We start from the raw sequence: 23,101 nt of genomic DNA on the forward strand, positions 1-23,101 counted from the left end.
TTTAGCTGCAATTTTGAGTGTTGTCATTCCCGGTCTCGGGCAGTTGTACAAGGGGTATTTTCTTTGGGCCGTCTTCTGGTTTGTGACGGTGACGGGGCTGTATGCGCTGTTCGGCTGGTTTGTTCTGATTCTGATTCCGCTTCTGATGCATATCATTTGCATTGTCCAGGCGTATGTTTTGCCCCGAAAGACCGAGTAGGAGGCGGGTTCGGCGTGATTCTCAGTTTGTGTTTTTATTCGATTTATTTTAAATAATATTCGTTTTACTATTTGCAGGTGGCGGATTTCATATCCGCTTTGTTTTTCGTCTTTACAAGTAAGGAGGGTTTGAGGGCATTTCGTCGCATTCCGGATGCGCGCACCAAAAGGCAGTGCGATAATAAATATATTATCAAAGATATCGTTTATTTGGATTGACACAGGATATGAAATCCGTGTATTTTCTGTTGGACAGGTGCATCTGTCCCCCCATGAAATGATGAAACCTAAGAAGTCTATTGTTACAGTTGTTCTGTTGCTGGTGGCAACAAGTGCTGATGCAGCCGTTTCCCTGACGGATGTGTACAAGTTCGACAGCAATTTGACGTCGCAGAACGGTTATACGATGCAAGGCCAGGCTTCCTCCGTGAGTTATACCAATGGCGCGGCGGTGATCCACTCCAATGTTGCCGAGGCAGGCGGATATTATTTCGGTGCGGCTCCCTACAATTTGACGACGAACTGGGCCGTGCAGATGGATATCAAGTTCCAGAATACGACCGGTACTGCCGCCAAGATTTTCGCGTCGAACAATAATGCGACAAACGGCCTTTCTCTTGCGGCGACGAATAGTGCCGACGGTTATACGTTCGCTCTCTGTTCCGGCAACGGGTGGAACGGATACAGCAGCACGACTCGTGCGGCGACATCCAACCTGCAGAGTACGGCGGATTTTCTCAAGCTGTCCATTGTCAACAGGGGTGGCAATATTTACATGTTCGCCGGCGATCAGCAGCTTTCTTTCGGCAACGGCAGGGATTTTCTGACGGTGGCCGAGACCGGGCTTTCGAGCGGACAGGCTGTGCTCGGCGGGTTCATGCTGGGCTTCGGTCCGGGAGGAACCAATGGCATCAGCAGTTCGAACGATCTCACGGTCGGCAATCTCAATGTATATTCGTTTGCCGCTTCCGACAGTCTCGATGATGTGAAGGCGGCCATGGGCATTCCGGAACCGGCGGCGGCAGCTTTGGCCGTTCTGGGGTTTGCCGCATTGGGCTTTCGCCGTCGACGCATTCGGTAAATGCCGTTTAAACAATTCTCTCAATATAATTATACCATGAAAACCATCAATCATATTCTGTTGTGCGGTACTCTGCTGGGCGGAGTGGCAACGGCAGCTCCTTCCTTGTCCAAGGATGATATATCCGTTTATTACGATTTTACGGTCGTGAACGGTTCGGGGGCGACCGCCCGTCTGGGTGCGGTGATCGCTCCTTCGGGTTCCCAGTTCAACCCGTGTTTGGGGAATGCCAATGTGTTTTCCGCGACGGGCGGTTACAAGGGGAAGGGTTATCTGGTGTCCAATGCCGCCAATTTCTATTCTCCCTCCTGTGAGAATCTGCAGGGCGCGGGTATCAATTATGCGTCGCAGGGTATGGCTTTTTCCGTGAAGGTGCGCGATATGGGGACTGCAGGTGTGTCGCTTTGCAGCTATTTTGCCGGCAGTACGCAGGGGGATGCTTCGTTCCTGTTTACGGGCAATACGGTGTCGACTCCGGGCTACGGCGGGAGCTGGACGTATGCATCCGACCGGAAGAGCATTACGGCACATACGGGAGCGACGATTGGCGATCTCTCGTCTCTGGATTCCGCTCCGTGGCAGTCTCTGGTGGTGAGCGTGGCTTCCACGGGCATCGTGTCCCTGTATGTGGACGGTTCCCTGTTCGCCACATCGACATCGGCATGGAATCGCATGGCCGGCAATCTGAAGAGTATCCGTCTGGGCGCCAACGGTGAGAATACTTCGGCGCGCGGCGACGGGCAGTTTTCCGATTTCGCGATCTGGAATAAGTCTCTGACTGCCGACGATGCTGCATGGCTGGCCAATAACGGTACGAATGCCCTGCTGCCTGAGCCTGCCACGGCTTCTCTGGCTCTGCTGGGCTTTGCCGCTTTCGGTCTGCGCCGCCGCCGTTCCCTGTAACGGCTGAAAGTATGATTTTCCGGGCAGGATTTCCCGTGTGGGGAGTCCTGCTTTTTCATTGGCGGCGAGGGTGGTGCGGTGTGCGTGCGGAGCTGGGTTCGTTTTGCTTGCGGAGGTTTGTCAGGCCGTTTCCACGTATTGACTTATGGGTGTTGCTGTGCTAGCATCCCGCGCATGAGCACGCCCGCGAAGAGCTATAAGGATACGATTTTCCTTCCCGATACGACGTTCCCGATGCGCGGGGACCTGACGAAGAATGAGCCGGTACGGCTGCAGAAGTGGGAGGAAGGCAAGCTCTATGAACGTATTCTGAAGCGCCGTATGGATCAGGGTGCGCCGCTTTTCGTGCTGCACGACGGGCCTCCCTTCGCCAATGGCGATGTGCATATGGGCACGGCTCTGAATAAGATTCTGAAGGATCTCGTGCTGAAGACGAAGACGATGGCCGGGTTCGCCGCTCCCTATGTGCCGGGGTGGGATTGCCACGGGCTGCCGATCGAGTTCAAGGTGGTGCAGGAGGCCCGCGATCTGGAGCCGGCGGAGATTCGCCGCCGCTGTACGGAGTTCGCGAAGAAGTATATCGATATTCAGCGCAATTCTTTCCGCCGCCTGGGCGTGTTCGGCGAGTGGAGGAATCCGTACCTGACGATGAATCCCGGTTACGAGGCCAATATCCTGCGGCTGTTCGCGAAGCTGGTGGAAGACGGCGCGGTGTACCAGAGCCGCAAGCCGGTGCAGTGGTCCTACGGTGCGCATACGGCTCTTGCCGAGGCTGAAGTGGAGTATCAGGAGAAGACGAGTACGACGGTGTTCGTGGCGTTCCCGCTGGTGGAGCAGGTGGAAGGCGTGGATGCCTCGATGGTGATCTGGACGACGACGCCCTGGACGCTGCCCGCCAATGTGGCGATCGCTCTGCATCCGCTGCTTGAGTATGTGCTCGGTGCATTCGTGAAGGATGGCGAGACGAAGAATTTCATTGTGCTGCGCGAGCTGGTCGGAGCCTTTACGGAGAAGACGGGCTGGGCGATGGCCGAAGAGCTGAAGGCCTTCCGGGGCGATGCGATGGAGAACCGCAAGGCGCGCCATCCTTTCCTTGACCGGGATTCCCTGATTATCACGGCCAATTTCGTGACGACGGATACGGGTACGGGCGCAGTGCATATCGCCCCCGGCCACGGTGCGGACGACTATAATGCTGGCCGCCAGTACGGGCTGCCGGTGATTTCCCCGGTGGACGACGACGGCAAGTATACGGATGAGGTGGGCGTGCCTTCCCTCGTGGGCAAGCATGTGTTCGATTCGAACGGGGCCGTGATCGAGATGCTGCAGGAGCGCGGCGCGCTGCTCGGTACCGAGTCGTACAAGCACCAGTATCCGCACTGCTGGCGTTCCAAGACGCCGATCATTTTCCGCGCGGTGGAGCAGTTTTTCATTTCGATGGAGAATCTGCGTCCGAAGGCTCTCGAGGAGATCGACCGTACGACGTGGCTGCCCGCATGGGGCCGCAATCGCATTTACGGTACCGTGGAAGCGCGCCCGGACTGGTGTATTTCCCGCCAGCGTACATGGGGCGTGCCGTTGCCGGTGTTTTTCGACGAGGCGGGGAAGGCCGTGCTGGATGCCGCTCTCGTGCGCAAGGTGGCCGATCTGGTGGCCGAACACGGTTCCAATATCTGGTTCGAGCTTTCCGAGGAGGAGCTTTGCAGCCGTCTCGGCCTGCCGACGACGTACCGCAAGTGCCGCGATACGCTGGATGTGTGGATCGATTCCGGCAGTTCGCACATGGCGGTGCTGGACAGCCGCCCGAATCTTCCCGCTCCCGCCGATTTGTATCTGGAAGCGACGGACCAGCACCGAGGCTGGTTCCAGAGTTCGCTGATGCTTTCGGTGGCATGGCGCGGCAAGGCTCCGTACAAGGCGGTGATGACTCACGGTTTCGTGGTGGACAAGGATACGCGCAAGAAGACTTCGAAGTCCGATGCGAAGAGCGGCAAGCCGATCGATGCGGTGTACTATTACGATAAGTACGGCGCGGATATCGTGCGCCTGTGGGCCGCTTCGGTGGACTGGCAGAATGAGGTGCCGTTCGGCGAAGATCTGTTCAAGCAGGTGACGGAGCCGTACCGCCGCCTCCGCAATACGCTGCGCATTCTGCTGGCGAATCTCGGCGATTTCGATTTTGCGACGGATGCCGTGGCTCCGGCCGATATGCCTCTGCTGGACCGCTGGATCATGGAGCGCCTGAACGAGGTGATTTCCTCCGTGCGCGCCGCTTACGAGGCTTATGATTTCCGCAAGGCGTTTTCGATTATCAACCAGTTCTGCGCGACGGATCTTTCCGCTCTGTATGTGGATATTACGAAGGATCGCCTGTACTGCGACGAGCGCGATTCCCGCCGCCGCCGCGCTACCCAGACGGCGATGTACCATGTGTTCCACTCCCTCTGCCTGCTGCTGGCTCCGGTGCTGGCCTATACGGCGGATGAGGCATGGGAGCATGCCGGACGCGAGGGAAGTGTGCACGAGCAGGATTTTCCGGCGGAGTTCGCCGATTTCAAGTCTCAGGAGGCGACGGGTATTTTCGACCGCCTGCAGGAGATCAAGTCCGTGATTCAGGTGGCGATCGAAGCTCAGGTGCAGGCCAAGGCCTTTGCCAAGAATAACGAAGCTGCCGTGGAGCTGACGGTGCCGAACGGCGAGAACGAAGATGTGGTTGCCCTGCTGATGGATCGCGCCTTCGCGACGGAGTTCTTCATCATTGCCGATCTGAAAGTAGGTACGGGCGAAGCTCTGGCTGCCACGGCCGTGAAGTCTCCCTTCGAGATGTGCCCGCGCTGCCGCCGTTACGAACCGACGGATGCCGATGGCGTGTGCGAACGCTGCGCCAATGTGATGGCTTGAATCCGCCTGTGTAACTCTCTTACGGAAGTACTGCATGAGCGACCAGCAATCCCCGGAGATGCAAGATCTCCAGAAGAAAGGCGGCCGCCAGTCCCTGACGAAGGGGCTGGTCATTCTCGTGGCCGTGTTGTACCTGCTTGATCAGGCGACGAAGTGGTGGATCGTGTTCGACTTCAAGGAGCCGTTGTCCACTCCCGTGGGGCTGGTGATCGAACAGGTTCCCGTGGTGCAGGATTTCTTCGGGCTGTTTACCTTCAACATTATCCGCGTACACAATACGGGGGTGGCGTTCGGTATGGGGAACGGTACGGCATGGTCGAGCTATGTGTTTCTGATGATTCCGGTCGTGGCGTTGATCGGGCTGTTCTGGCTGTTCCGCCGGGGATTTTTCGAGACGAAGCTGCTGCGGCTGGCATGGGCCTTTATCACGGCGGGTATTCTCGGGAATTTGACGGATCGCCTGACGCAGGGGTTCTTTCTGGCGGGAAGTGAACATTTGTCCTTTCTGCAGAATCTCATGAATGGGTACGTTGTGGATTTTCTCGATGTTTCCTTCCCGTGGATCAAGGGCGAGTCGTGGCCGAGCGGCTACCATTGGCCGGCCTTCAATGTGGCGGATGCGTGTATTTGCACGGCTGCCGGGTTGTTCCTGATCGGCAGCCTGATTCTTGATGCCCGCAAGAAGCGGGAGAAGGAGGAGGCCGTGCGCCTGCCCGAAGAACCGTAACCTGCCTTCAACTTTCATTCCATCCTGCCATGACGATTCCGCATTCCCTGATTTCCGTAATGGCCTGTATGGCGGTTCTGCCGCTGCATGCGGAAATACGTCTGGAAAAGGAGGCGCTGGATTTGCGCCCGGAGCCTTTGCAGGATGAGATCCGCACGTCCGTTTCTTTTTCCAATGCGGGGAACTCCTCCGTGAAGGTGACGCGTGTGAAGCCGCTGTGCGATTGCACGGATGCCTCGCTGAAGGGCGGCAAGAAGGAGTATGCCCCCGGTGAGAAGGGCGAGATCGAGCTGACGATGCGCCTCGGAGCCTTTACTGGGAAGATCGAGAAGTTCGTGGAGGTGAGGACTTCGGACGGCAAGACGCAGAAGCTCGCGCTGCGCGTGGATATTCCCGAGCTGATGAAGGTGCAGCCCAAGGCTTTGCAATGGACGGTCGGGCAGAAGCCGAAGGTGCAGGAATTCACGATCGATATTGATCCGAAGGTGGCGTTGAAGCTGACGGATGTGAGCCTTGTGGGGAGCGATTTCGATTACGAGCCCGTGACGGTGGCACCCGGCCGCAAGTACCGGGTGGTCGTGACTCCGAAGAGTACCGCGAAGGGGGCATTCAATACGCTGTGGATCAAGACTGATTCGAAGGACCCTCGCTATGCGAAGCGGTCGTTTTTCCTGAGTGTCAATCCTCCCCGCAAGTAAAGTCATGGTCAGGGATGCCTTCAGCCAGATTGTCCGTGTCGGCCTCATCATTCTGGGTGTGGCGGTCGTGCTCTGCTATATGGAGTACGCATGGTTTGCGCCGGGCAGGGTGCCGCCCTGCGATCAGGCGCGCCTGCCGAAGGGGCATATTTGCCTGGAGACGGCGTTGAAGGACTGGGGCGAGCGCATCGTGTGGGTGGATGCCCGGAGCAAGCGCAGCGCGGAGCATGAGCGGGATCTCGGGTATATGCTGCATGCGCTGGGCCGTTCGTTCCCCATCCGCAAGGATGCGGAGTTCGAGGAGTTGAAGGCGGCGGCGATGCCGCGCCTGCATCAGGCCGGGTTTCAGGGGGAGTGCATTATCGTGTTCTGTGCGCAGGATTGCACGTCTTCGCAGGAGATAGCCGATGATCTGGCCCAGTACGGGCTGGAGGCTCCGGTGTTCGTGCTGGAGGGCGGATGGGATGCGATCAAGCGCGACGGGCGCCTGTTGAAGTAAAAGGGGTTGGCTTTTGTTAACGCCTTGTTTGTCCTGATCTTCTCTCAATCTTGACTGGGCCGGGAAAAAGGGGCATGCTGTGGGCATGAGCGATGATGGGCAGATTCCCCTGTTCGAGGAAGGCGTGGCGGCAGGGTTTCCTTCTCCGGCACAGGATGCCATCGACCGGACGCTGGATTTGAATGAGCTGTGCGTGCGGCATCCGGCGGCGACGTATTTTGTGCGCGCACGGGGTGATTCGATGTTGGGTGCGGGTATTCACGACGGCGATGTGCTGGTGGTGGATCGTGCGCTCGATGCCCGCGATGGCGATGTGGTGATTGCGGCGTTCGAGGGGGAGTTTACGGTGAAGCGGCTGGATAAGTCCGGAGGCGGTGTGCGGCTGGTGCCGGAGAATCCCGCCTATCCCGCCATCGAGGTGCGGCCCGGCGTGGAGTGTTCGCTGTTCGGCGTCGTCACTTCCGTCGTTCACTTTTTCCGCTGCCCCGCCTGATGTTCCTTCTTTTCGATTGCAATAATTTCTTTGCGAGCTGCGAGCAGATTTTCCGGCCGGACTGGCGCGGGAAGCCTCTTGTTGTGTTGTCGAATAACGATGGCTGTATCGTGGCGCGGAGTGCGCAGGCGAAGGCGCTGGGTATCGGGATGGGGGAGCCGTATTTCAAGGCGAAGCCGGTGCTGGATGCGAACGGGGTGGTTGTCTGCTCCGGAAATTTCGCGCTGTATTCGGATATTTCTCGCCGCGTGATGTCGCTGCTGGAGGAGGAATGCCCGGAGATGGAGCAGTACAGTATCGATGAGGCGTTTGCGAATGTGGGCGAGGGGTCGGAGGAGGTGTGGCTGGATTTTGCACGGCGCATGCGGCGCAAGATTGCCCGGTGGACCGGGATTACGGTGAGTGTGGGCATTGCCCCGACGAAGACGCTGGCCAAGCTGGCAAATGAGACGGCGAAGCATGATGCATCCTTGCAGGGGGTATTTTCCCTCGCTGCGGAGGAGGGCCGGCTCGCGTTTCTGGATGGCGTGCCTGCCGGGGAGCTGTGGGGCGTGGGCCGCAGGCTGGCCCCGAAGATGCGGGCGCTGGGGCTGCGCTCGGCGGGAGATTTGGCGAGGGCGGATATGGCCTGGCTGCGTGCCTGCTTCGGGGTGCATGGCGAGAGGCTGCACCTGGAGTTGAACGGTGTTTCGTGTTTTTCCGGCGACGATGAAGGGGATGTGCGCAAGCAGATTATTCACAGCCGTTCGTTGAAGGATGGTATTCGGCAGAAGGAAGCTTTGCGGGAGGTGCTGTGCCGTTTTGTGGAGTCGGAGGCTCGCGGCCTGCGGAAGGAGAAGCTGCTGTGCGGCAGTGTGGGGGTGTTCTTGCGGACGAGCTATTTTGCGGATGATCCGCAGGCGATGTATTCCAACGGTGCGACGGTGCGCCTCGATGTGCCGGGAGACGATACGCGGGTATTGACGGCGGCGGCGGTTGCTCTGCTGGATGCCGTGTGGAAGCCGGGGTATTCCTATAAGAAGATCGGCGTGGTGCTGGGTGAGTTCCAGTCTCCTGACTGCGTGCAGCTTACGTTCGGCTCTGCGGGGAAGGTTTCCGTGCCGGATCGGCTGATGCAGACGCTTGATGCCCTGCATCAGGCCGGGCACCGGGTGCATTTTGCGAATCAAGGGGTCTCCCAGCCGTGGCGCAGGCAGTATGTGAGCCGCCATTATACGACGCGCTGGAGCGATATTCCCGAGGCCCGGTGAAATCGCGCGGCAGTTGACAAGGGGTCGAAGGGGAGGTATAACCGTCGGATGGATATTTTGGGGTTTGCCTGGGTGCTGTATGTGCTGCTGACCGTGGCGTGCATTCTTGTGCCGTGGGTCAGGAATCGCTGCCGCTCATATGCGGCGATGGCAAAATCGCGCCGGCATTTCCGCCGGATCGGGAGGATGTGAACGGTCAGCAGGTTGTAGCCGGGCGGTTCGGGACGTGTTCGAAATTTTGTTATATACAAAAGTCTTGTCGCCCTGCTGCTATTGTGTTAAATAATAATCGTTCCATCATTCTTTCTATGAATAAAATTCTGTTTACTGCCATTATTTGCGGTTTGTCGCCGTCCGTATTTGCTGCCGATTATACATGGAAATCGGGCAATAGCGCGAGCGCTTCGTTTACCGATCAGGCGCATTGGGACGGTGCGGGCGCATCCGGTTCCATCAACGATCTCAATGCGTCCGGCAATCGGTTTATCATTGGAGACAATACGACGATTACGATCGGTCAGAATTCCATCTTTCTGGGTAATGCCGATGCGGTGATCGGAGATAATGTAACGACGGGGCAGCAGTGGGCCAGCCAATGGTACAATGTGACGATCGGCAAAAATTATACATGGACCGGTTCCGGCGACGGTTTCAAGTTCCGGAACAGGTTGACGACGCAAAGCGCGCTGTCGGCCATTTACTGGAATGGCGCGAATAATGCGACAGGGCTTGCTTTCGGCGGGGGCGTGGTGGATTTGGGGTTGACCGGATCGCTGGTAGGGCAGGGTAACGATCGGGGTTTGACGAATGCGTCCAAGGTGACGATTACAGGCAGTCTGAAGCTTCGCGATACGACGCTGGCGACCGGGTATGCGATCCAAAGCCGTACGCTGGTGAGTGGAGATTTATGGAATCGCGAGGCGCAGATCTATTCCTTTACGGATGAGAACGGCGCGGCTCTGACGAATCTGAATGCGCAGACCGGCGCGGGCGACTGGGCAGCCGCTTCATGGGCAGGCAGTACGGATCAGGATGAGCTGGCCCGCCATTTTGGCGAGGTGTATTATACGTTTGACGAGGGCGGCAACAAGGGTATCGTTGCCCACTATATCGTGGCGAATCCCGGTCTTGTGCCCGAGCCTTCGACTGCAGTTTTGGGGATGGCCGGCATGTTTGCTTTCGTTGTGCGCCGCCGCCGCTGCGCCTAAGAGATCAAAAAATATAAACCTTCAGCGGGCAGTAGTAATACTATTGCCCGCTTTTTGTGTTTGCGATGAAACTCAGCGATAATAATGATCGATCGCTTGGGTGACGATATTTTCATGAAAAGGTAGAGATTCTCTTGACAGTGAAGTCGGATGTTTATACTTTGTGCAGGATGAACAGGAATGTCTTTTCTGCTGCAAAACACGGGGTACAGGTATTTTATTCCTATATTGCCCGACATCCGTGGCTGTGTTCCTTCCTGTTGTGTGCAGTATCTGGATTGCTCGTTTGGTGCAAGGGTGCTGTTATTTTACACAATGACGATATACAATTGCAGTTTCTACTGACGAACGGAGGGTGCGGTTATTCTCCATATTTGCTGCATTCCGGGTATCTGTGGGGATATTGGTGGAGTATGGTAGCACAGATATTACCTGTGCATTCAGCATGGATGATGCTGGCGAATATGATTCTCCTGTTCGTTTCTCTGTGGATATCATGTTTTCTGTTTTTTAGCAGAGCGTTTTCCAGATCAAGGGAGCAGGAGCCTTTTTATTTGTGGTCGCGTACTATTTTGATTCTGCTGGTATTTTTTTGTATTCGAATACTTTTGGGTATGCCTATGTATACCTTGGTTTCCATCTCGTTGCTTCTGGCAGGTATGGGCTTTATATTGCTTCCGTCCCGAGAGATGAAAGCATGGAAAAGGTATGGAGCAGGGGCTATATTGTGTTTTATTGCTTTATGCATCAGGATCGATTCCTTATATGTGGGATTGGTTTACTTCGGAGTATTGAGTGCTCTGATTGTTTGCAATAAAGGTAAGAAGATGTGGAGACAGATAGGAATATGCGGATTGGGGTTGTTGGGAATAGCCGGATGCGTATGGGGTGTCAATTATGTAGGGAATGTTCAAAATAAAGAGATTGTTCAAACTTTGAGTTTTTTGAAAAAACGCATTTCAATTCAGGATATTGCAGATAATTCCGGAATTGACAAGTATGATCGCTATGCTCGTGACTGCAAGATTACACGCGAGCAAATAGATATGTTCAAAGCATTTATTTATGTGCCAGAAATGGAGGAATCAGGGCAAATGGATCAAGCCGTGTCGATCCATCAGGTTGGGATGCGTGGTCTATTCGGTTTGGATTGGTTGGCAAAGCGCGGGATTTTGTCGCCAGAATGGAATGAATTGTCTAAAATAAGACAATCACCTGTTGCCTTGTCATTATGGGTGTGCTTGTGTCTTGCTGGTTTCCTCTATGCATTCGTCTCTAAGAGAACATGGCATGTTCCTGTTTTATATGGGATGTTTGTTGCATGTATTGTGTTTTTGCTGTTAACACAACACAGATTGTTGGATCGTGTCTATTTTCCGGTTGTGATGATGGCCTTGATTGGAATGGGGGCGTATTTGCCAAGAAAAGCGGCGTATGCGATTGAAAAATGGAAGCTTTACCTACTGGTTGCCGTGATGGGGGCAGGAACTTTATTTGTATTTCGCCATGATCGTCACGGTTTGGTGCACTTGTTGGATTCTGAATCCTCTCCTTCTGTAGACCAAGTGTCGTGTCGAGAGTATGTGCAAGCGCATCCTCATACGATTTTCGTGTGTGCTGCTCCACTTGAGATGCTTTTTCCGGAATCTCCGCTGGATTATTCTTGCGATTTATTCAGGACAACGAATGTGATTCCGGTGGGTGGTGCATGGATTTATTATACTCCGGCATATAAATCGTTTTTAGTAGCCCACGGTATGAGAGATCCTTATGTGGCATTGTTGGCGGATCGAGTCGTTTTTCTTGTGGGCAGCCATGGACAAGTGAAGGCAACAAAAATTCTGCAGGGTGTGAAAGAGTCAGTCGAGCGAAAGACAGGGCAGAGTATGGAATGGCGCCTCATTGAAGACAATGGCAAATTTTCGTGTTGGAAAGCTGTACGTGTGGAGTTTTGACGCATGCGAGGTGTGACCCTGCGCCGATCAGATCAGTCCAGCGCGTAGCGGATGGCGGAGATGGCGAAGAAGGTGGCGGTTTCGACGCGCAGGATGATGGGGCCGAGGGTGACGGGGAGGAATCCGTGGGCGGCTGCGGCTTCGTTTTCCGCAGGGGTGAAGTCTCCTTCGGGGCCGACGAGGATGGCGGCTTGCCGGATGTGGGCTGTGCGGGCCTGTTCAAGGACGGTGCGCAGGGGCTGGGCGGTGTCCGTGAGGGCGGCATGGATTTTGAGGGGGGGAAGGCCGGCGTGTGTGAGGAAGTCGCGGTAGTCCATCGGGAGTTCGACTTGCGGCAGGGTGTTCTGACCGCATTGTTTGCAGGCTTCGAGGACGGTGCGCCGCCATTTTTCGGTTTTGGCTTCTGCTTCGCCGGGTTTCAGCCGGACGATGGTGCGTTCGGTGATGAGGGGGATGATGCGGGAGACTCCGAGTTCGACGGCTTTCTGGATGATGAGTTCCATGTTGCCGCCTTTGGGGATGGACTGGCAGAGGGTGATTTCTGCGACGGGCGGGGGCTGGGGGAGGTCGGCCACGGGTTCGAGGAGGAGGCCGGAGCTGCCTCTGGTGGCGGTGATGCGCGCTTCCGCGGCGCGGCCCCTGCCGTCGAAGACGGTGCAGGTGTCGCCTTCGCGGAGGCGCATGACTTTGAGGGCATGCTTCGCTTCGTCCCCCGCGAGTTCCCAGGCGGGGGCTTGCCATGCATCAGGCGGCAGGTAGAAGCGGGGCATGCGGGGGTTAGTCTTTGTCTTTCAGGAAGCGGGCGGCTTTTCTGAGGTATTCCTCATACTGGGGCTGGTTTTTGGCCGGGGTGAGCGCAGCGGCGAATTCGTCGAGTTTGGCCTGCTGGTCGCGGCTGAGGCCGGAGGGCGTTTCGACGTGGATTTCGATGAGGAGGTCGCCCGTGGCTCCGCCCTTGAGGGATTTGATGCCTTTGCCCCGGACGCGGAAGATGGTGCCGGACTGGGTGCCTTCGGGGATTTTGATGCTGGCCGGGCCTTCGAGGGTGGGGACTTTGAGTTTGCCCCCGGCGATGGCGAGGTTCAGCGGGATGGGCATGGTGGCATGGAGGTCCTGGCCTTCGCGCTGGAAGATGTCGTGTTTTTTGACTTCGATGAAGACGTAGAGGTCGCCGGTGGCTCCGCCGTGGGTGCCGGCGTCGCCGTTGCCCGAGGAGCGGAGTTTGGTGCCGGTGTCCACGCCTGCAGGGATGCGCATGGTGATCTGGGTGTCTTTTCGTACGCGGCCTTCCCCCCGGCATTTCGGGCAGGGGTCGGAGACGATTTCTCCGGTGCCTCGGCATGTGGGGCAGGTGCTTTGCTGGACGAAGAAGCCGTTCTGCTGGGTGATGACGCCCTGGCCGTGGCATGTGGGGCAGGTTTTGAAGCCGCTTTTGCCGGCGCGCGATCCTGTGCCGGAGCAGGCGTCGCAGGCGACGAGGCGTTCGATTTCGAGGGTTTTTTCGCAGCCTTTGGCGGCTTCTTCGAGGGTGATGTCGAGGTCGTAGCGAAGGTCGGCTCCCGGTCGTTTGGCGGAGCGCCGCTGGCCGGAGCCACCGCGGCCGAAGGCTTCCGAGAAGCCTCCCATGCCGCCGAACATTTGGGCGAAGATGTCCATGGGGTCATGGAATCCTCCTCCTCCTGCCGGGCCGCCTGCGCCTCCCATGCCTCCGTTTTTGAAGGCGTCGTGGCCGTAGCGGTCGTAGGCGGCGCGTTTGTCGGCATCGGAGAGGACTTCGTAGGCTTCTCCGAGTTCCTTGAATTTTTCTTCGGCGGTTTTGTCATCCGGGTTGCGGTCCGGATGGTATTTCATCGCCAGTTTGCGATATGCTTTTTTGATGTCGGAGTCCGTCGCGTCGCGGGCTACTCCGAGTACTTCGTAGTAATCTGCCATGAGTGTGGGTTTAAAGGTGGTGCGCTCCGGTGGGTGGATCAGGCTTCAGGCGCCGGGTCGGCGGCGCGTTGCGCCACGACGACGTTGGCCGGGCGGAGCAGGCGGCCTTTGAGTGTGTAGCCGGGGCGGATGATGCGGAGGATGGTGCCTTCGGGCTGGTCGGATTCTTCGCTCTGGATGGCTTCCTGCAGGTTGTGGTCGAAGGGCTGTCCGATTTCGACGGGGATGAGTTCGACTCCCTGGTTCTGGAGGAAGTCGGCGAGTTGTTTCTGTACCATGTTCATGCCGATGTAGATCATGGATTTGGTGTCGTCGCTGGCCATTTGCATGCCCATGGCGAAGTTGTCGAGGATGGGGAGGAGTTCTTCGAGGAGGCCCTGGTTGGCGTAGCGGGCGAATTCTTCGCGGTCCTTGACGGTGCGTTTGCGGTAGTTGTCGTATTCGGCTGCGGTACGCAGGGCGGTGTCGCGCCATTTCTGGAGTTCTTCGGCTGCGGCGGCTGCCGGGTCGACGGCGGTTTCGGGTTCCGGTGTGTCCGCTGCTGCGGTTTCTTCCGGGTTCTGAGGAAGGTCTTCTTCAGGGTGTTTATGCTTGTTTTTGGTCATGGCCTGATGATAGTTTGTCGGTTGGTGCGCGTCAACTGCATGGTGCGGCATGGTTAGTCATGCCCGTTGCCGTGGCCGGAGGCGGTTGCCTTTGGAGCTCAGGCGAGGAAGGGGTTGTTTTTCAGTTCTTGCCCGGTTGTGGTGGCAGGGCCGTGGCCGGGGCAGATGACGGCGTTTTCCGGGAGGGCTGCAAGTGCTGTGCGGATGCGGTCGAGGGCGGCGGGAGTTTCGCCGCCGGGTGTTTTGCCGATGGATCCGGCGAAGAGGGCGTCTCCGGTGAAGAGGAGGGTGTCGTTCCCCTGCTGGAGTATGTATCCGCGCGCGCGAGGGGTGTGGCCCGCGAGGCTGACGGTGCGGAGGTCCCAGCCGCCGAGCGAGGCGGGAGGTTCTGCGCTGCCGATGCCGTAGACGGGGGATTGCTGCCAGCCGGAGGCAAGGCCGCCGATGTGGTCGCCGTGTTCATGGGTGATGAGGATGGCGAGGACGGTGCGGTTGCCGATGGCGGCGCGGAGGTCGGCCGGGGTGCATCCGGTGTCTACGACGATGAGGCCCTGCGGGGTGTCGATCGTCCAGATGTTGACGGTGCCGTAGGGGTAGGGCGCTTCGTGGCGGTCGAGGCCGGGCGGGAGGGCAGCGGCGGGTTCGTAGGCCGGGATGCGGCGCCAGGCTTCCGGAGAGATGCCGAGCTGCTGCCGGAGGTAGGCGTCGAGCGCCTGCGGGTTTTCCGGGAGGTCGGCAAGGGAAAGCCCCCGGTTGGCGAGGGCTTTCTTGATGATGTCTTGTTGGTCGTCTTCCAGTGGCATGGGTTACATGTTGACCTGGTAGAGCGGTTTGCTGTCGTTCCTCGCGTCGAGGATGGCGAAGGCTTCCCGGTGGATGGAGGGGTCGCTGCGGAAGAGGAGTCGCCCGTTGCACTGGCGTTCGAGTTCCATGAGGAGAGCCGCGTCTTCGTTTTTGAAGCGGGAGAGGACTTCGCTGTTGACGACGACGACGAGGTCGCCGACGGTGTCGCTGTATTTTTTGAGCGTGGCATGGATTTGCCGCTGGATTTCGACGCTCATGGTGACGACTGATTTGATGCGCCCGCGGCCGTGGCAGTAGGGGCAGTGGTCGTTGACGTAGTCGCGCAGGCTTTCGTTGAGGCGCTGGCGGGTCATTTCCATGAGGCCGATGGGGGAGATTTGGAGGACCTGCGTTTTGGCTTTGTCGCGTTTGAGGCAGTCTTTCATCATTTTATAGACGGAGAGCTGGTCTTTGCGGTGGCGCATGTCGATGAAGTCGACGACGACGAGGCCGCCGATGTTGCGCAGGCGGAGCTGGCGGGCGATTTCGCGGGCGGATTCGAGGTTGGTTTCGAGGATGGTTTTGTCGAGGTCTTTGGAGCCTTTGTTGCGGCCGGTGTTGACGTCGATGGCGATGAGGGCTTCGGTTTCGTCGATGACGAGGTAGCCGCCGCAGGGGAGGAGGACCTGCCGCTGGAAGGCTTCGTTGATCTGCTTCTGGATGCCGAGTTCTTCGAAGATGGGGTTGCGCGTCTGGAAGTGCTGGATGTGCCTTTTGGAGCGGCGGGAGATTTTCCCGGCGATGTCCTGCATCATCTGGGTGGTTTCGAGGTTGTCGCAGATGATGTTGTCGACGTTGTCGGTGAGGAAGTCGCGGGCGGTGCGTTCGATGAGGTCGGGTTCGCGGTAGACGCTGACGGGGGCGGGGCGGGAGTCGCGTTTTTCTTCGACGGCGCGCCATTGTTCGAGGAGCATGGCGAGGTCGCGGACGAAGTGGCGGAAGCGCTGGCCCTGGGCGACGGTGCGCATGATGATGCCCATGCCTTCGGGGACGTTGAGTTTCTGGACGATCTGGCGGAGGCGCTGGCGTTCCTTGGGGTCGTCGATTTTACGCGAGATGCCGAACTGGTCGGTGTAGGGCATGAGGACGATGTAGCGTCCGGCGAGGGAGATGTTGGTGGTGACTCGGGGGCCTTTGGAGCTGATGGGGCCTTTGGTGACCTGAACCATGATTTCCGAGCCGATGGGGTAGATTTCGGGGATGTCTTTGGAGGTGATTTTGCGCTGCTGTTTTTTCGGGCGGCCTTCGCGTTCGATTTCTTCGAGGCTGGAGTCGAGGGCGGCGGGCAGGGCATCCCAGAAGTGGAGGAAGGCGTTTTTTTCGTAGCCGATGTCTACGAACATGGCTTTGAGGCCGGGTTCGATGTTTTTGACGCGGCCTTTGAAGATGCCGCCGACGATGTTGTCGTGGCCTTCGCGTTCGATGTTGTATTCTTCGAGGATTCCGTTTTCGAGCAGGGCGACGCGGCGCTCAAGCTTTTCGGAGTTGATGACGATGGTGGTGCCTTCCTTCGGATCGCATGTGCCGAATCCGAAGGCGCGCTTCAGTTTGTTGAACATTTTACAAAACAATGGTGTGAATGGTGGTGTGCCAGACGCCGGGGGTGCAGGGCGCAGGTTGCGAGCTGGGTTCCGGCGTGGTTCCCGGGGCCGGGCGGCTTTCCGCAGTGGGTGGAGTCGGAGGGCCCTGATCGGGTGGGGGTGATCCGGTTCAGTCTTCTTCCTGGAAGACGGTTTCGCGTTCCTGCAGAGATTTGCCCGTGCCTTCGGCCACGGCGCTGAGGGGGTCCTCGGCGATGTGGATGGGAAGGTGGGTTTCCGCATGGATCAATTGGTCGATGCCGCGGAGCAGCGCTCCGCCACCGGCGACGACGATGCCACGGTCGACGAGGTCGGCCGCCAGTTCGGGCGGGCAGCGGTCGAGGGTGTGGCGTACGGCGTTGACGATGGTGTTGAGTTTTTCGCTGAGTGCTTCGCGGATTTCCTCGGAGCGGATGGTGACTGTCTTGGGAAGGCCGGACCCGCGGTCGCGTCCCTTGACTTCCATCTGCAATTCCTTGGGAAGGGGATGGGCGGAGCCGATGCGTACCTTGATTTCTTCGGCGGTGCGTTCGCCGATGAGGAGGTTGTGCACGGTCTGCATGTGGTGGATGATGGATTCGTCGAGGGCGTCGCCTGCGCAGCGTTCGGAGCGGCTGTAGACGATGCCTCCCAGCGAGATGATGGCGACTTCGGTTGTGCCGCCGCCGATGTCGACGATCATGTTGCCCGCGGCGTCGTCCACGGGGAGGCCTACGCCGATTGCGGCGGCCATGGGTTCCTTGATGAGGCGTACGGTGCGCGCGCCCGCCTGGTAGGCGGAGTCTTCGACGGCCCTTCGTTCGACTTCGGTGATGCCGGAGGGGATGGCGATGAGGATGCGCGGCCTGCGGAGGCGCTTCATGGACGATACTTTCGTGATGAAGTGGCGCAGCATTTCTTCGGTGACGTTGAAGTCGGCGATGACGCCGTCCTTGATCGGGCGGATGGCGACGACGTCGCCGGGGGTGCGGCCGAGCATGCGCTTGGCTTCGTCGCCCACGGCCTTGACTTTGTCGCCTTTCATGGCGACGACGGAGGGCTCGCGGAGGACGATACCCTGGTCTTTGATGTACACCAGGGTATTGGCTGTCCCGAGGTCTATCCCGATGTCATACGAGAAGAGCCCGGAAAATTTTTTCAAGAGGGAGAACATGTGTTCGTTTGTGAAAAAGGTTAAGAGTGGGCGAGGTTGGCGGGGAGAGCCGGATGTTGGCGGTCCGTCGTTCCTTTTCACGGGATGCGATGGGTGGACCGTAGGCTATCCGGAAGAACAAATTCGGTCTCTACACGCTCCTCGCGCGAATACTAGGCAATTTCGCATGGAGTGTCAATTCAAAAGTAGGTCTTGAGGTGTTGATTTATGAGGGTTTGTTGCGCGTGTCGCGCAGGTGCGCGCGTGGTGTCCGGTTCGGTGGCGGAGGCGGGAGGAATGTGCTTGATTTGCACAACGGGAATGGTATGCTGTGGGTCTTCGGGGGTGGTTTGTTCCGAAGGTTGAAAGATTTTTCCACACGATCCGGTATATATTCCTTGTATGAAGCTTATCCATATTTTATCCGCCTGTGCCACAGTTTGTGCGGCTGCTGCATCCGGTATGCCTGCCGGAGATTCTTCCGGTACGGAGCTTCCGGCCGTGCAGACGGTTTCCACGATGGCCGGGGCTCTGCCCGGCGGGGTGCGCGACGGTTTTTCGATGAATGTCGGCTGGCGTTACCATCAGGGGGATGTGCAGGGCGCGGACGGGAAGTCGTTCGACGATTCCGGCTGGGAGGTGGTGAATGTGCCCCACGGGCTGGAGCTGCTGCCCGAGGAGGCGAGCGGCGGCAAGAATTACCGCGGCCCGGCCTGGTACCGAAAGCATGTGGATGTGCCTGCGGGTCTTCAGGGGAAGCGTATGACGCTGTATTTCGAGGGCGTGATGGGGAAGAGTTCCGTGTGGGTGAACGGGAGGAAGGTGGCGGACCATTTCGGCGGCTATCAGCCGATCGTGCTGAATGTGACGGATTTTCTGGAGTGCGGCAAGCCGAATGTGATCGCCGTGCGTGCCGATAATTCGGACGATCCGACGTATGCGCCCGGCAAGCCGCAGGATGTGCTTGATTTCTGCTATTTCGGCGGGATTTACCGCGATGTGTATTTGATCGGTTCGGACAAGGTGCATATTACGGATGCGAATGAGGAGAATGTCGTGGCCGGAGGAGGGTTGTTTTTCTGGACTCAGAAGATCGATCTGGCGAAGGGTGTGGCGGAATGCGGGGTGAAGGTGCATGTGCGCAATGAGTCCGACAAGGAGTTTGCCGGGGAGGTGAAGGTTTCCATGCCTGATGCGAAGGGTGTGTCGAAGGTGCTGCCGCTGGTGCTGAAGCCGGGTGAGGCTAAGCAGCTTGAGGTGATGCTGGATGTGCCTGTGACGAAGGAGTCGCTGTGGTCTCCCGACCGGCCGAGCCTGACGAAGCTGGATGTCGGCGTGTTCCGCAAGGCTGGAGGCAAGGCGGAGGAGGTGGATGCAATGCAGCTTGATGTGGGTATCCGCACAGTGGAGATTTCCAAGGAAGGTTTGTTTGTGAACGGCGAGAAGTTCCCCGAGAAGTTGATCGGCGGCAACAGGCATCAGGATTTCGCGGTGCTGGGCAATGCCGTGCCGAACAATTTGCAGTGGATGGATGCGTTGAAGTTGCGCAAGGCGGGTATGAGGGTGATCCGTTGCGCCCATTATCCGATGGATCCGGCATTCATGGATGCCTGTGACCGGCTCGGGCTGTTCGTGATCGTGGCGACTCCGGGCTGGCAGTTCTGGGGCAAGGGGCCGTTCGAAGGCCGCGTGTATGAGAATATCCGCAATATGGTGCGCCGCGACCGCAATCATCCGAGCGTGTTGATGTGGGAGCCGATTCTCAATGAGACGAATTTCCCGGCCGATTTTGCGAAGCGCGCACACGATGCGACACATGAGGAGTATCCCGTGCCCGGTTGCTATACGGGGTGCGATTCGATTTCCCAGGGCCATGAGCATTACGAGGTGCTGTATTCGCATCCCGAGATTTCCGAAGAGAAGTTCGCCATTTCGTCGAAGACGCAGTCTCCCGATCGTGCGTATTTTACGCGCGAGTTCGGCGATAATGTGGATTCGTGGTCGTCCCACAATTCATCATCGCGCGTGTCCCGCGCGTGGGGCGAGGTGCCGATGCTGGTGCAGGCGAAGCATTACCTGAATCCCGATTATGCCTATACCTGCTGGGATACTCTGTACCGCGCTCCGGATTACCATTTCGGGGGGACTCTCTGGCATCCGTTCGATCATCAGCGCGGCTATCATCCCGATACGTTTTACGGCGGTATTCTGGATGCGTTCCGCCAGCCGAAGCTTTCCTATTATGCGTTCATGTCGCAGAGGCCTGTCGAGCAAGGGCCGATGGTTTATGTGGCCCATTCGATGACGCCGTTTTCTCCGAAGGATGTGACGGTGTTTTCCAATTGCGACGAGGTGCGGCTGACGGTGCAGGATAAGCCCGCCGTGACGCAGCCGACGAAGAATACGGGGCGCGGCCTGCCGCATCCTCCCGCCGTGTTCAAGGATGTGTGGGATTTCCAGAAGAGCAAGCAGATGACCCGCAATGGGCAGGAGGGCAAGGACAGGATCGTGGCCGAGGGTCTGGTGAACGGGCAGGTGGTTTGCCGCCACGAGGTGGCTCCTTCCCGCAGACCGGACCATCTCAAGCTGGAGCTGGATACGAAGACGGAGCTTGTGGCAGACGGTTCGTCCGTGGCCGTGGTGGTCGCCAGCATGGTGGATGCCAACGGTTCAGTGAAGCGTTTGAATAACGAGGAGATCGTGTTCGATGTGCAGGGTCCTGCTTCGATTGTGGGCGGGGAAGAGCAGCAGCTTAATCCGAAGCGTATCCAGTGGGGTACGGCTCCCGTGCTTGTTCGCATGGGTACGGAGCCCGGCAAGGTGACGGTGAATGCCTCGCTGAAGCACCGCGGTACGCAGACGCCGAAGTCGGGTTCCGTGACGTTCGATGTGAAGCCCGATGCTGGCAGGCGCCTGTTCAAGGAGCAGTACGTTCCCGGCAAGGATGGCGAGCGTGCAACCGATGGTGCCGATTCCGCCCGAGTGAAGGAGCTGGAGAAGAAGCTTGAGACGGTGACGCACGAGCTGAACAAGCTGCGCAATAAGGAAGTGGAGCGCGATCAGGCGGATTTCGAAGGCAACGCCAGGAATAAGTAACGCATACGGTTTCCGGAAGAAGATGGAGCGCTCGAAGACGATCAATATCATGATGCTGGTCCTCCGCGTGGGGATCGGCGCCTTTTTCCTGCTGGAAGGGCTGCTGAAGGTGGCCGTGCTGGCGGGCTGGGGGCTTGTGCTGCGTATGATGGGCATCGTGCATGTGAATGCGATGGAGGCCGATCTCGTGCGGTTCGATGTGTTGCCCTCCTGGGCGGATTATCCTGTGGCCGGCATCGGGCTAGCCATGGAGATTGTCGTGGGCGCCTGTCTGCTGTTCCGGTGGATGTACCGGGGGGCGGCGTGGCTGGGTGTGCTGATGACGAGCGTGTATGTGATTCTGCTTTCGCAGGCGTGGGCGCGCGGGCTGGAGTTGAGCTGCCACTGTTTTGTGCAGGAGCATAGTATTTCGGATTATCCGACGGAGATCGCGCTGCGACTGCTGTTCCTTTCTGCGATGATTGTGCTGCTGTGGGATTCCGGCCGGAACCGGCAGACGCCTTGGCAGTACAAGCGTTACGATTTTAGCGAGGTGTGAGCGTTTTTCCACTTGCATTTTCATGCGGCGGGAGCAGAATGGCGGTGGAGGATATGTTTCCTCCACCGTTTTTTCTTTACCCTTTACCTATGAAAGCTTTTGTTGTTGCTTTATGTTGTCTGCTGCCAGTGTTGCGGGCGCAGGAGGAGCTCGCTCCGTTTCCGATGCCGTCCGGGGATGAGGAATATGTTGCCTTGTCGGCGGTGCAGAAACCTTTTTCGGATGAAGAGAAGGAGGCGCTGCATGCGCTGGTCGAGAGCCGGCTGCAGCAGTTGGAGAAGATGATTCCCGATGTGCGGCTGGCGACGGATGAGCAGCTGCAGCTTCTCCGTATGTGGGAGGAGGCGTACCGTTTTGCCCCGGGCAGGGAGGAGGAGTGGTTCACTGCCATTCTCGCCGACGAGGATGAAGGGAGGGGAAGAAGCGAGTTCGCCGTGGATTACCGGTACGATCTTGCCTTGAGATGGAGTATGGGGCAGGGGGATGAATGGTCGGGTCGATTGCTGGTGCATCGGTTCCGTTCGTCGGTAGAAGGCAAATGGATCGAGGAGAGGATGGGAAAGGCTTACAAGATTCAGCTGCTGTATGACGTATGGCAAAAGGCAACGAAGCCGGAAGTGGCCGGCCGTGTTTATCAAGCCTTTCAGAGGGCGTTTCCCGATGTGATGGCGGAGGGGATGTCACGCAAGGAGCAGATGGATGCGGCCCTCCTGTGGTATCATGAGCACTTTTCCAGGAAGCGTGATTGGGACTATGTGCCAGTGAATGGAAGCCGAAGCGGAGATGCCCGGCCTCTTTTTCGGTGGAAGGTGGATTGGAAGTCCATCAAGGATGAATATGGCTGGCCGGTCGTGATGAGTCCGGACGAAGAGTATGCGGTGATGTATCACTGCAATTTTTCCGGAGCGGTTTCATGGGAGTTGTATGTGTTTCGCCGATCAGCGCCGGAGCAGTACGAACATATTGCCGTGTACAGGGTCTGCACCCGGTATGCCAATACGATGGGCCGTGATGAGGAAGATGTCGGCAGCAGTCTTGTTTTTGCCGAAGATTGGTTGGAGTTTCTGCTGAAGGATGAGAAGGGTGTTCATCGGCATCGGTTTCCGTATGCTTCCGAGACGGGGAGCTGGCACTACCGTTCGGAGAAGGAACAGTAGTAATCATGTGATGGCGGTGGGTGCGGTTTTCCGTTGCTTTCGTCCGGAAACCCGTTAGAATGGCTGTATGGGTTTCATGGCCTTTTTATTCGGCGGCGCACGGGGCGATGCGGAGTTGCCGGATGCCGAGCGTTGGGAGAAGCGCGCTCCGGGCTGGCGGCTGCGCTGCCGCCGGTGTACATTCGACGAGCCGTTCGGCAAGTACGGTTTCCGCAAGTATGCTTGCGGGGCGAAGTTTCTGCTCCGCCGTTGTCCTCAATGCGGGAGGCTCGGCTGGATGAAGGTGTGCCGGTGAAGGGCGTTCG

The 23,101-nt window shown here is 58.0% G+C and carries 21 protein-coding genes; 15 read left to right on the forward strand and 6 right to left on the reverse strand.

Annotated features, from left to right (window positions below):
* The first annotated feature begins 13 nt into the window (after positions 1-13).
* The 11 genes from PYTT_RS07700 (at position 14) to PYTT_RS07750 (ending at position 11,913) form a co-directional block, all read left to right on the forward strand.
* Positions 14-199 (forward strand): hypothetical protein, encoded by a 186-nt coding sequence (locus tag PYTT_RS07700; protein WP_083385509.1) that lies wholly within the window; start codon positions 14-16, stop codon positions 197-199.
* Between the two features lie 276 nt (positions 200-475).
* Positions 476-1,279, forward strand: coding sequence for a PEP-CTERM sorting domain-containing protein (locus PYTT_RS07705; RefSeq protein ID WP_141675867.1), 804 nt, complete (start codon positions 476-478; stop codon positions 1,277-1,279).
* Positions 1,280-1,315: 36 nt separating this feature from the next.
* Positions 1,316-2,182 (forward strand): LamG-like jellyroll fold domain-containing protein, encoded by an 867-nt coding sequence (locus PYTT_RS07710; RefSeq protein ID WP_172801788.1) that lies wholly within the window; start codon positions 1,316-1,318, stop codon positions 2,180-2,182.
* Between the two features lie 174 nt (positions 2,183-2,356).
* Positions 2,357-5,083 (forward strand): isoleucine--tRNA ligase, encoded by a 2,727-nt coding sequence (ileS, locus tag PYTT_RS07715; RefSeq protein WP_067777255.1) that lies wholly within the window; start codon positions 2,357-2,359, stop codon positions 5,081-5,083.
* 34 nt (positions 5,084-5,117) lie between these two features.
* Positions 5,118-5,810: a signal peptidase II gene (locus PYTT_RS07720; protein WP_067777248.1), complete on the forward strand. Its 693-nt coding sequence runs from the start codon at positions 5,118-5,120 to the stop codon at positions 5,808-5,810.
* Positions 5,811-5,839: 29 nt separating this feature from the next.
* On the forward strand, positions 5,840-6,508 hold the full coding sequence (locus PYTT_RS07725; protein ID WP_067777245.1) for a DUF1573 domain-containing protein: 669 nt from the start codon (positions 5,840-5,842) through the stop codon (positions 6,506-6,508).
* Positions 6,509-6,512: 4 nt separating this feature from the next.
* Entirely contained in the window at positions 6,513-7,007 is a 495-nt protein-coding gene (locus PYTT_RS07730) for a rhodanese-like domain-containing protein (RefSeq protein ID WP_067777243.1), read from the forward strand.
* Between the two features lie 85 nt (positions 7,008-7,092).
* On the forward strand, positions 7,093-7,500 hold the full coding sequence (locus PYTT_RS07735; protein WP_067777241.1) for a LexA family protein: 408 nt from the start codon (positions 7,093-7,095) through the stop codon (positions 7,498-7,500).
* A complete protein-coding gene (locus tag PYTT_RS07740) occupies positions 7,500-8,750 on the forward strand; it encodes a Y-family DNA polymerase (RefSeq protein WP_067777238.1) in 1,251 nt (416 codons plus the stop codon). The genes PYTT_RS07735 and PYTT_RS07740 overlap by 1 nt, the downstream gene beginning before the upstream one ends.
* A gap of 308 nt (positions 8,751-9,058) precedes the next feature.
* On the forward strand, positions 9,059-9,958 hold the full coding sequence (locus PYTT_RS07745; protein ID WP_067777235.1) for a PEP-CTERM sorting domain-containing protein: 900 nt from the start codon (positions 9,059-9,061) through the stop codon (positions 9,956-9,958).
* A 170-nt stretch (positions 9,959-10,128) separates the two neighbouring features.
* Entirely contained in the window at positions 10,129-11,913 is a 1,785-nt protein-coding gene (locus PYTT_RS07750) for a hypothetical protein (protein WP_141675865.1), read from the forward strand.
* Between the two features lie 32 nt (positions 11,914-11,945).
* Here PYTT_RS07750 and PYTT_RS07755 read toward each other — a convergent pair whose 3' ends face one another.
* From PYTT_RS07755 to PYTT_RS07780, 6 genes are all read right to left on the reverse strand, one after another.
* Positions 11,946-12,683 carry a 16S rRNA (uracil(1498)-N(3))-methyltransferase gene (locus PYTT_RS07755; protein ID WP_067774496.1) on the reverse strand — a complete coding sequence of 246 codons (738 nt, stop codon included), beginning with the start codon at positions 12,681-12,683 and terminating at the stop codon, positions 11,946-11,948.
* Positions 12,684-12,690: 7 nt separating this feature from the next.
* Positions 12,691-13,845, reverse strand: coding sequence for a molecular chaperone DnaJ (gene dnaJ / locus PYTT_RS07760; RefSeq protein WP_067774493.1), 1,155 nt, complete (start codon positions 13,843-13,845; stop codon positions 12,691-12,693).
* Positions 13,846-13,883: 38 nt separating this feature from the next.
* Positions 13,884-14,450, reverse strand: a complete 567-nt coding sequence (locus tag PYTT_RS07765) for a nucleotide exchange factor GrpE (RefSeq protein WP_067774490.1) — start codon at positions 14,448-14,450, stop codon at positions 13,884-13,886.
* A 98-nt stretch (positions 14,451-14,548) separates the two neighbouring features.
* Positions 14,549-15,253 carry an MBL fold metallo-hydrolase gene (locus tag PYTT_RS07770; RefSeq protein ID WP_067774481.1) on the reverse strand — a complete coding sequence of 235 codons (705 nt, stop codon included), beginning with the start codon at positions 15,251-15,253 and terminating at the stop codon, positions 14,549-14,551.
* Between the two features lie 3 nt (positions 15,254-15,256).
* Positions 15,257-16,852: an Rne/Rng family ribonuclease gene (locus PYTT_RS07775; RefSeq protein ID WP_067774470.1), complete on the reverse strand. Its 1,596-nt coding sequence runs from the start codon at positions 16,850-16,852 to the stop codon at positions 15,257-15,259.
* 151 nt (positions 16,853-17,003) lie between these two features.
* Positions 17,004-18,026 carry a rod shape-determining protein gene (locus PYTT_RS07780; RefSeq protein ID WP_067774467.1) on the reverse strand — a complete coding sequence of 341 codons (1,023 nt, stop codon included), beginning with the start codon at positions 18,024-18,026 and terminating at the stop codon, positions 17,004-17,006.
* A 381-nt stretch (positions 18,027-18,407) separates the two neighbouring features.
* Between PYTT_RS07780 and PYTT_RS07785 the strand changes: the two genes are divergently transcribed.
* From PYTT_RS07785 to PYTT_RS07800, 4 genes are all read left to right on the forward strand, one after another.
* Complete coding sequence (locus tag PYTT_RS07785) at positions 18,408-21,101, forward strand: glycoside hydrolase family 2 TIM barrel-domain containing protein (RefSeq protein ID WP_197677896.1); 2,694 nt, start codon at positions 18,408-18,410, stop codon at positions 21,099-21,101.
* Positions 21,102-21,150: 49 nt separating this feature from the next.
* Positions 21,151-21,639 carry a MauE/DoxX family redox-associated membrane protein gene (locus PYTT_RS07790; protein ID WP_141675764.1) on the forward strand — a complete coding sequence of 163 codons (489 nt, stop codon included), beginning with the start codon at positions 21,151-21,153 and terminating at the stop codon, positions 21,637-21,639.
* 89 nt (positions 21,640-21,728) lie between these two features.
* Positions 21,729-22,796 (forward strand): hypothetical protein, encoded by a 1,068-nt coding sequence (locus PYTT_RS07795; protein WP_141675763.1) that lies wholly within the window; start codon positions 21,729-21,731, stop codon positions 22,794-22,796.
* A gap of 76 nt (positions 22,797-22,872) precedes the next feature.
* The gene (locus PYTT_RS07800) at positions 22,873-23,091 is read left to right on the forward strand and encodes a hypothetical protein (protein WP_141675762.1); all 219 of its coding nucleotides are present in this window, start codon (positions 22,873-22,875) and stop codon (positions 23,089-23,091) included.
* Positions 23,092-23,101 lie beyond the last annotated feature (10 nt).

This window comes from Neoakkermansia glycaniphila (assembly GCF_900097105.1).
In the GTDB taxonomy this organism is placed as follows: domain Bacteria; phylum Verrucomicrobiota; class Verrucomicrobiia; order Verrucomicrobiales; family Akkermansiaceae; genus Akkermansia; species Akkermansia glycaniphila.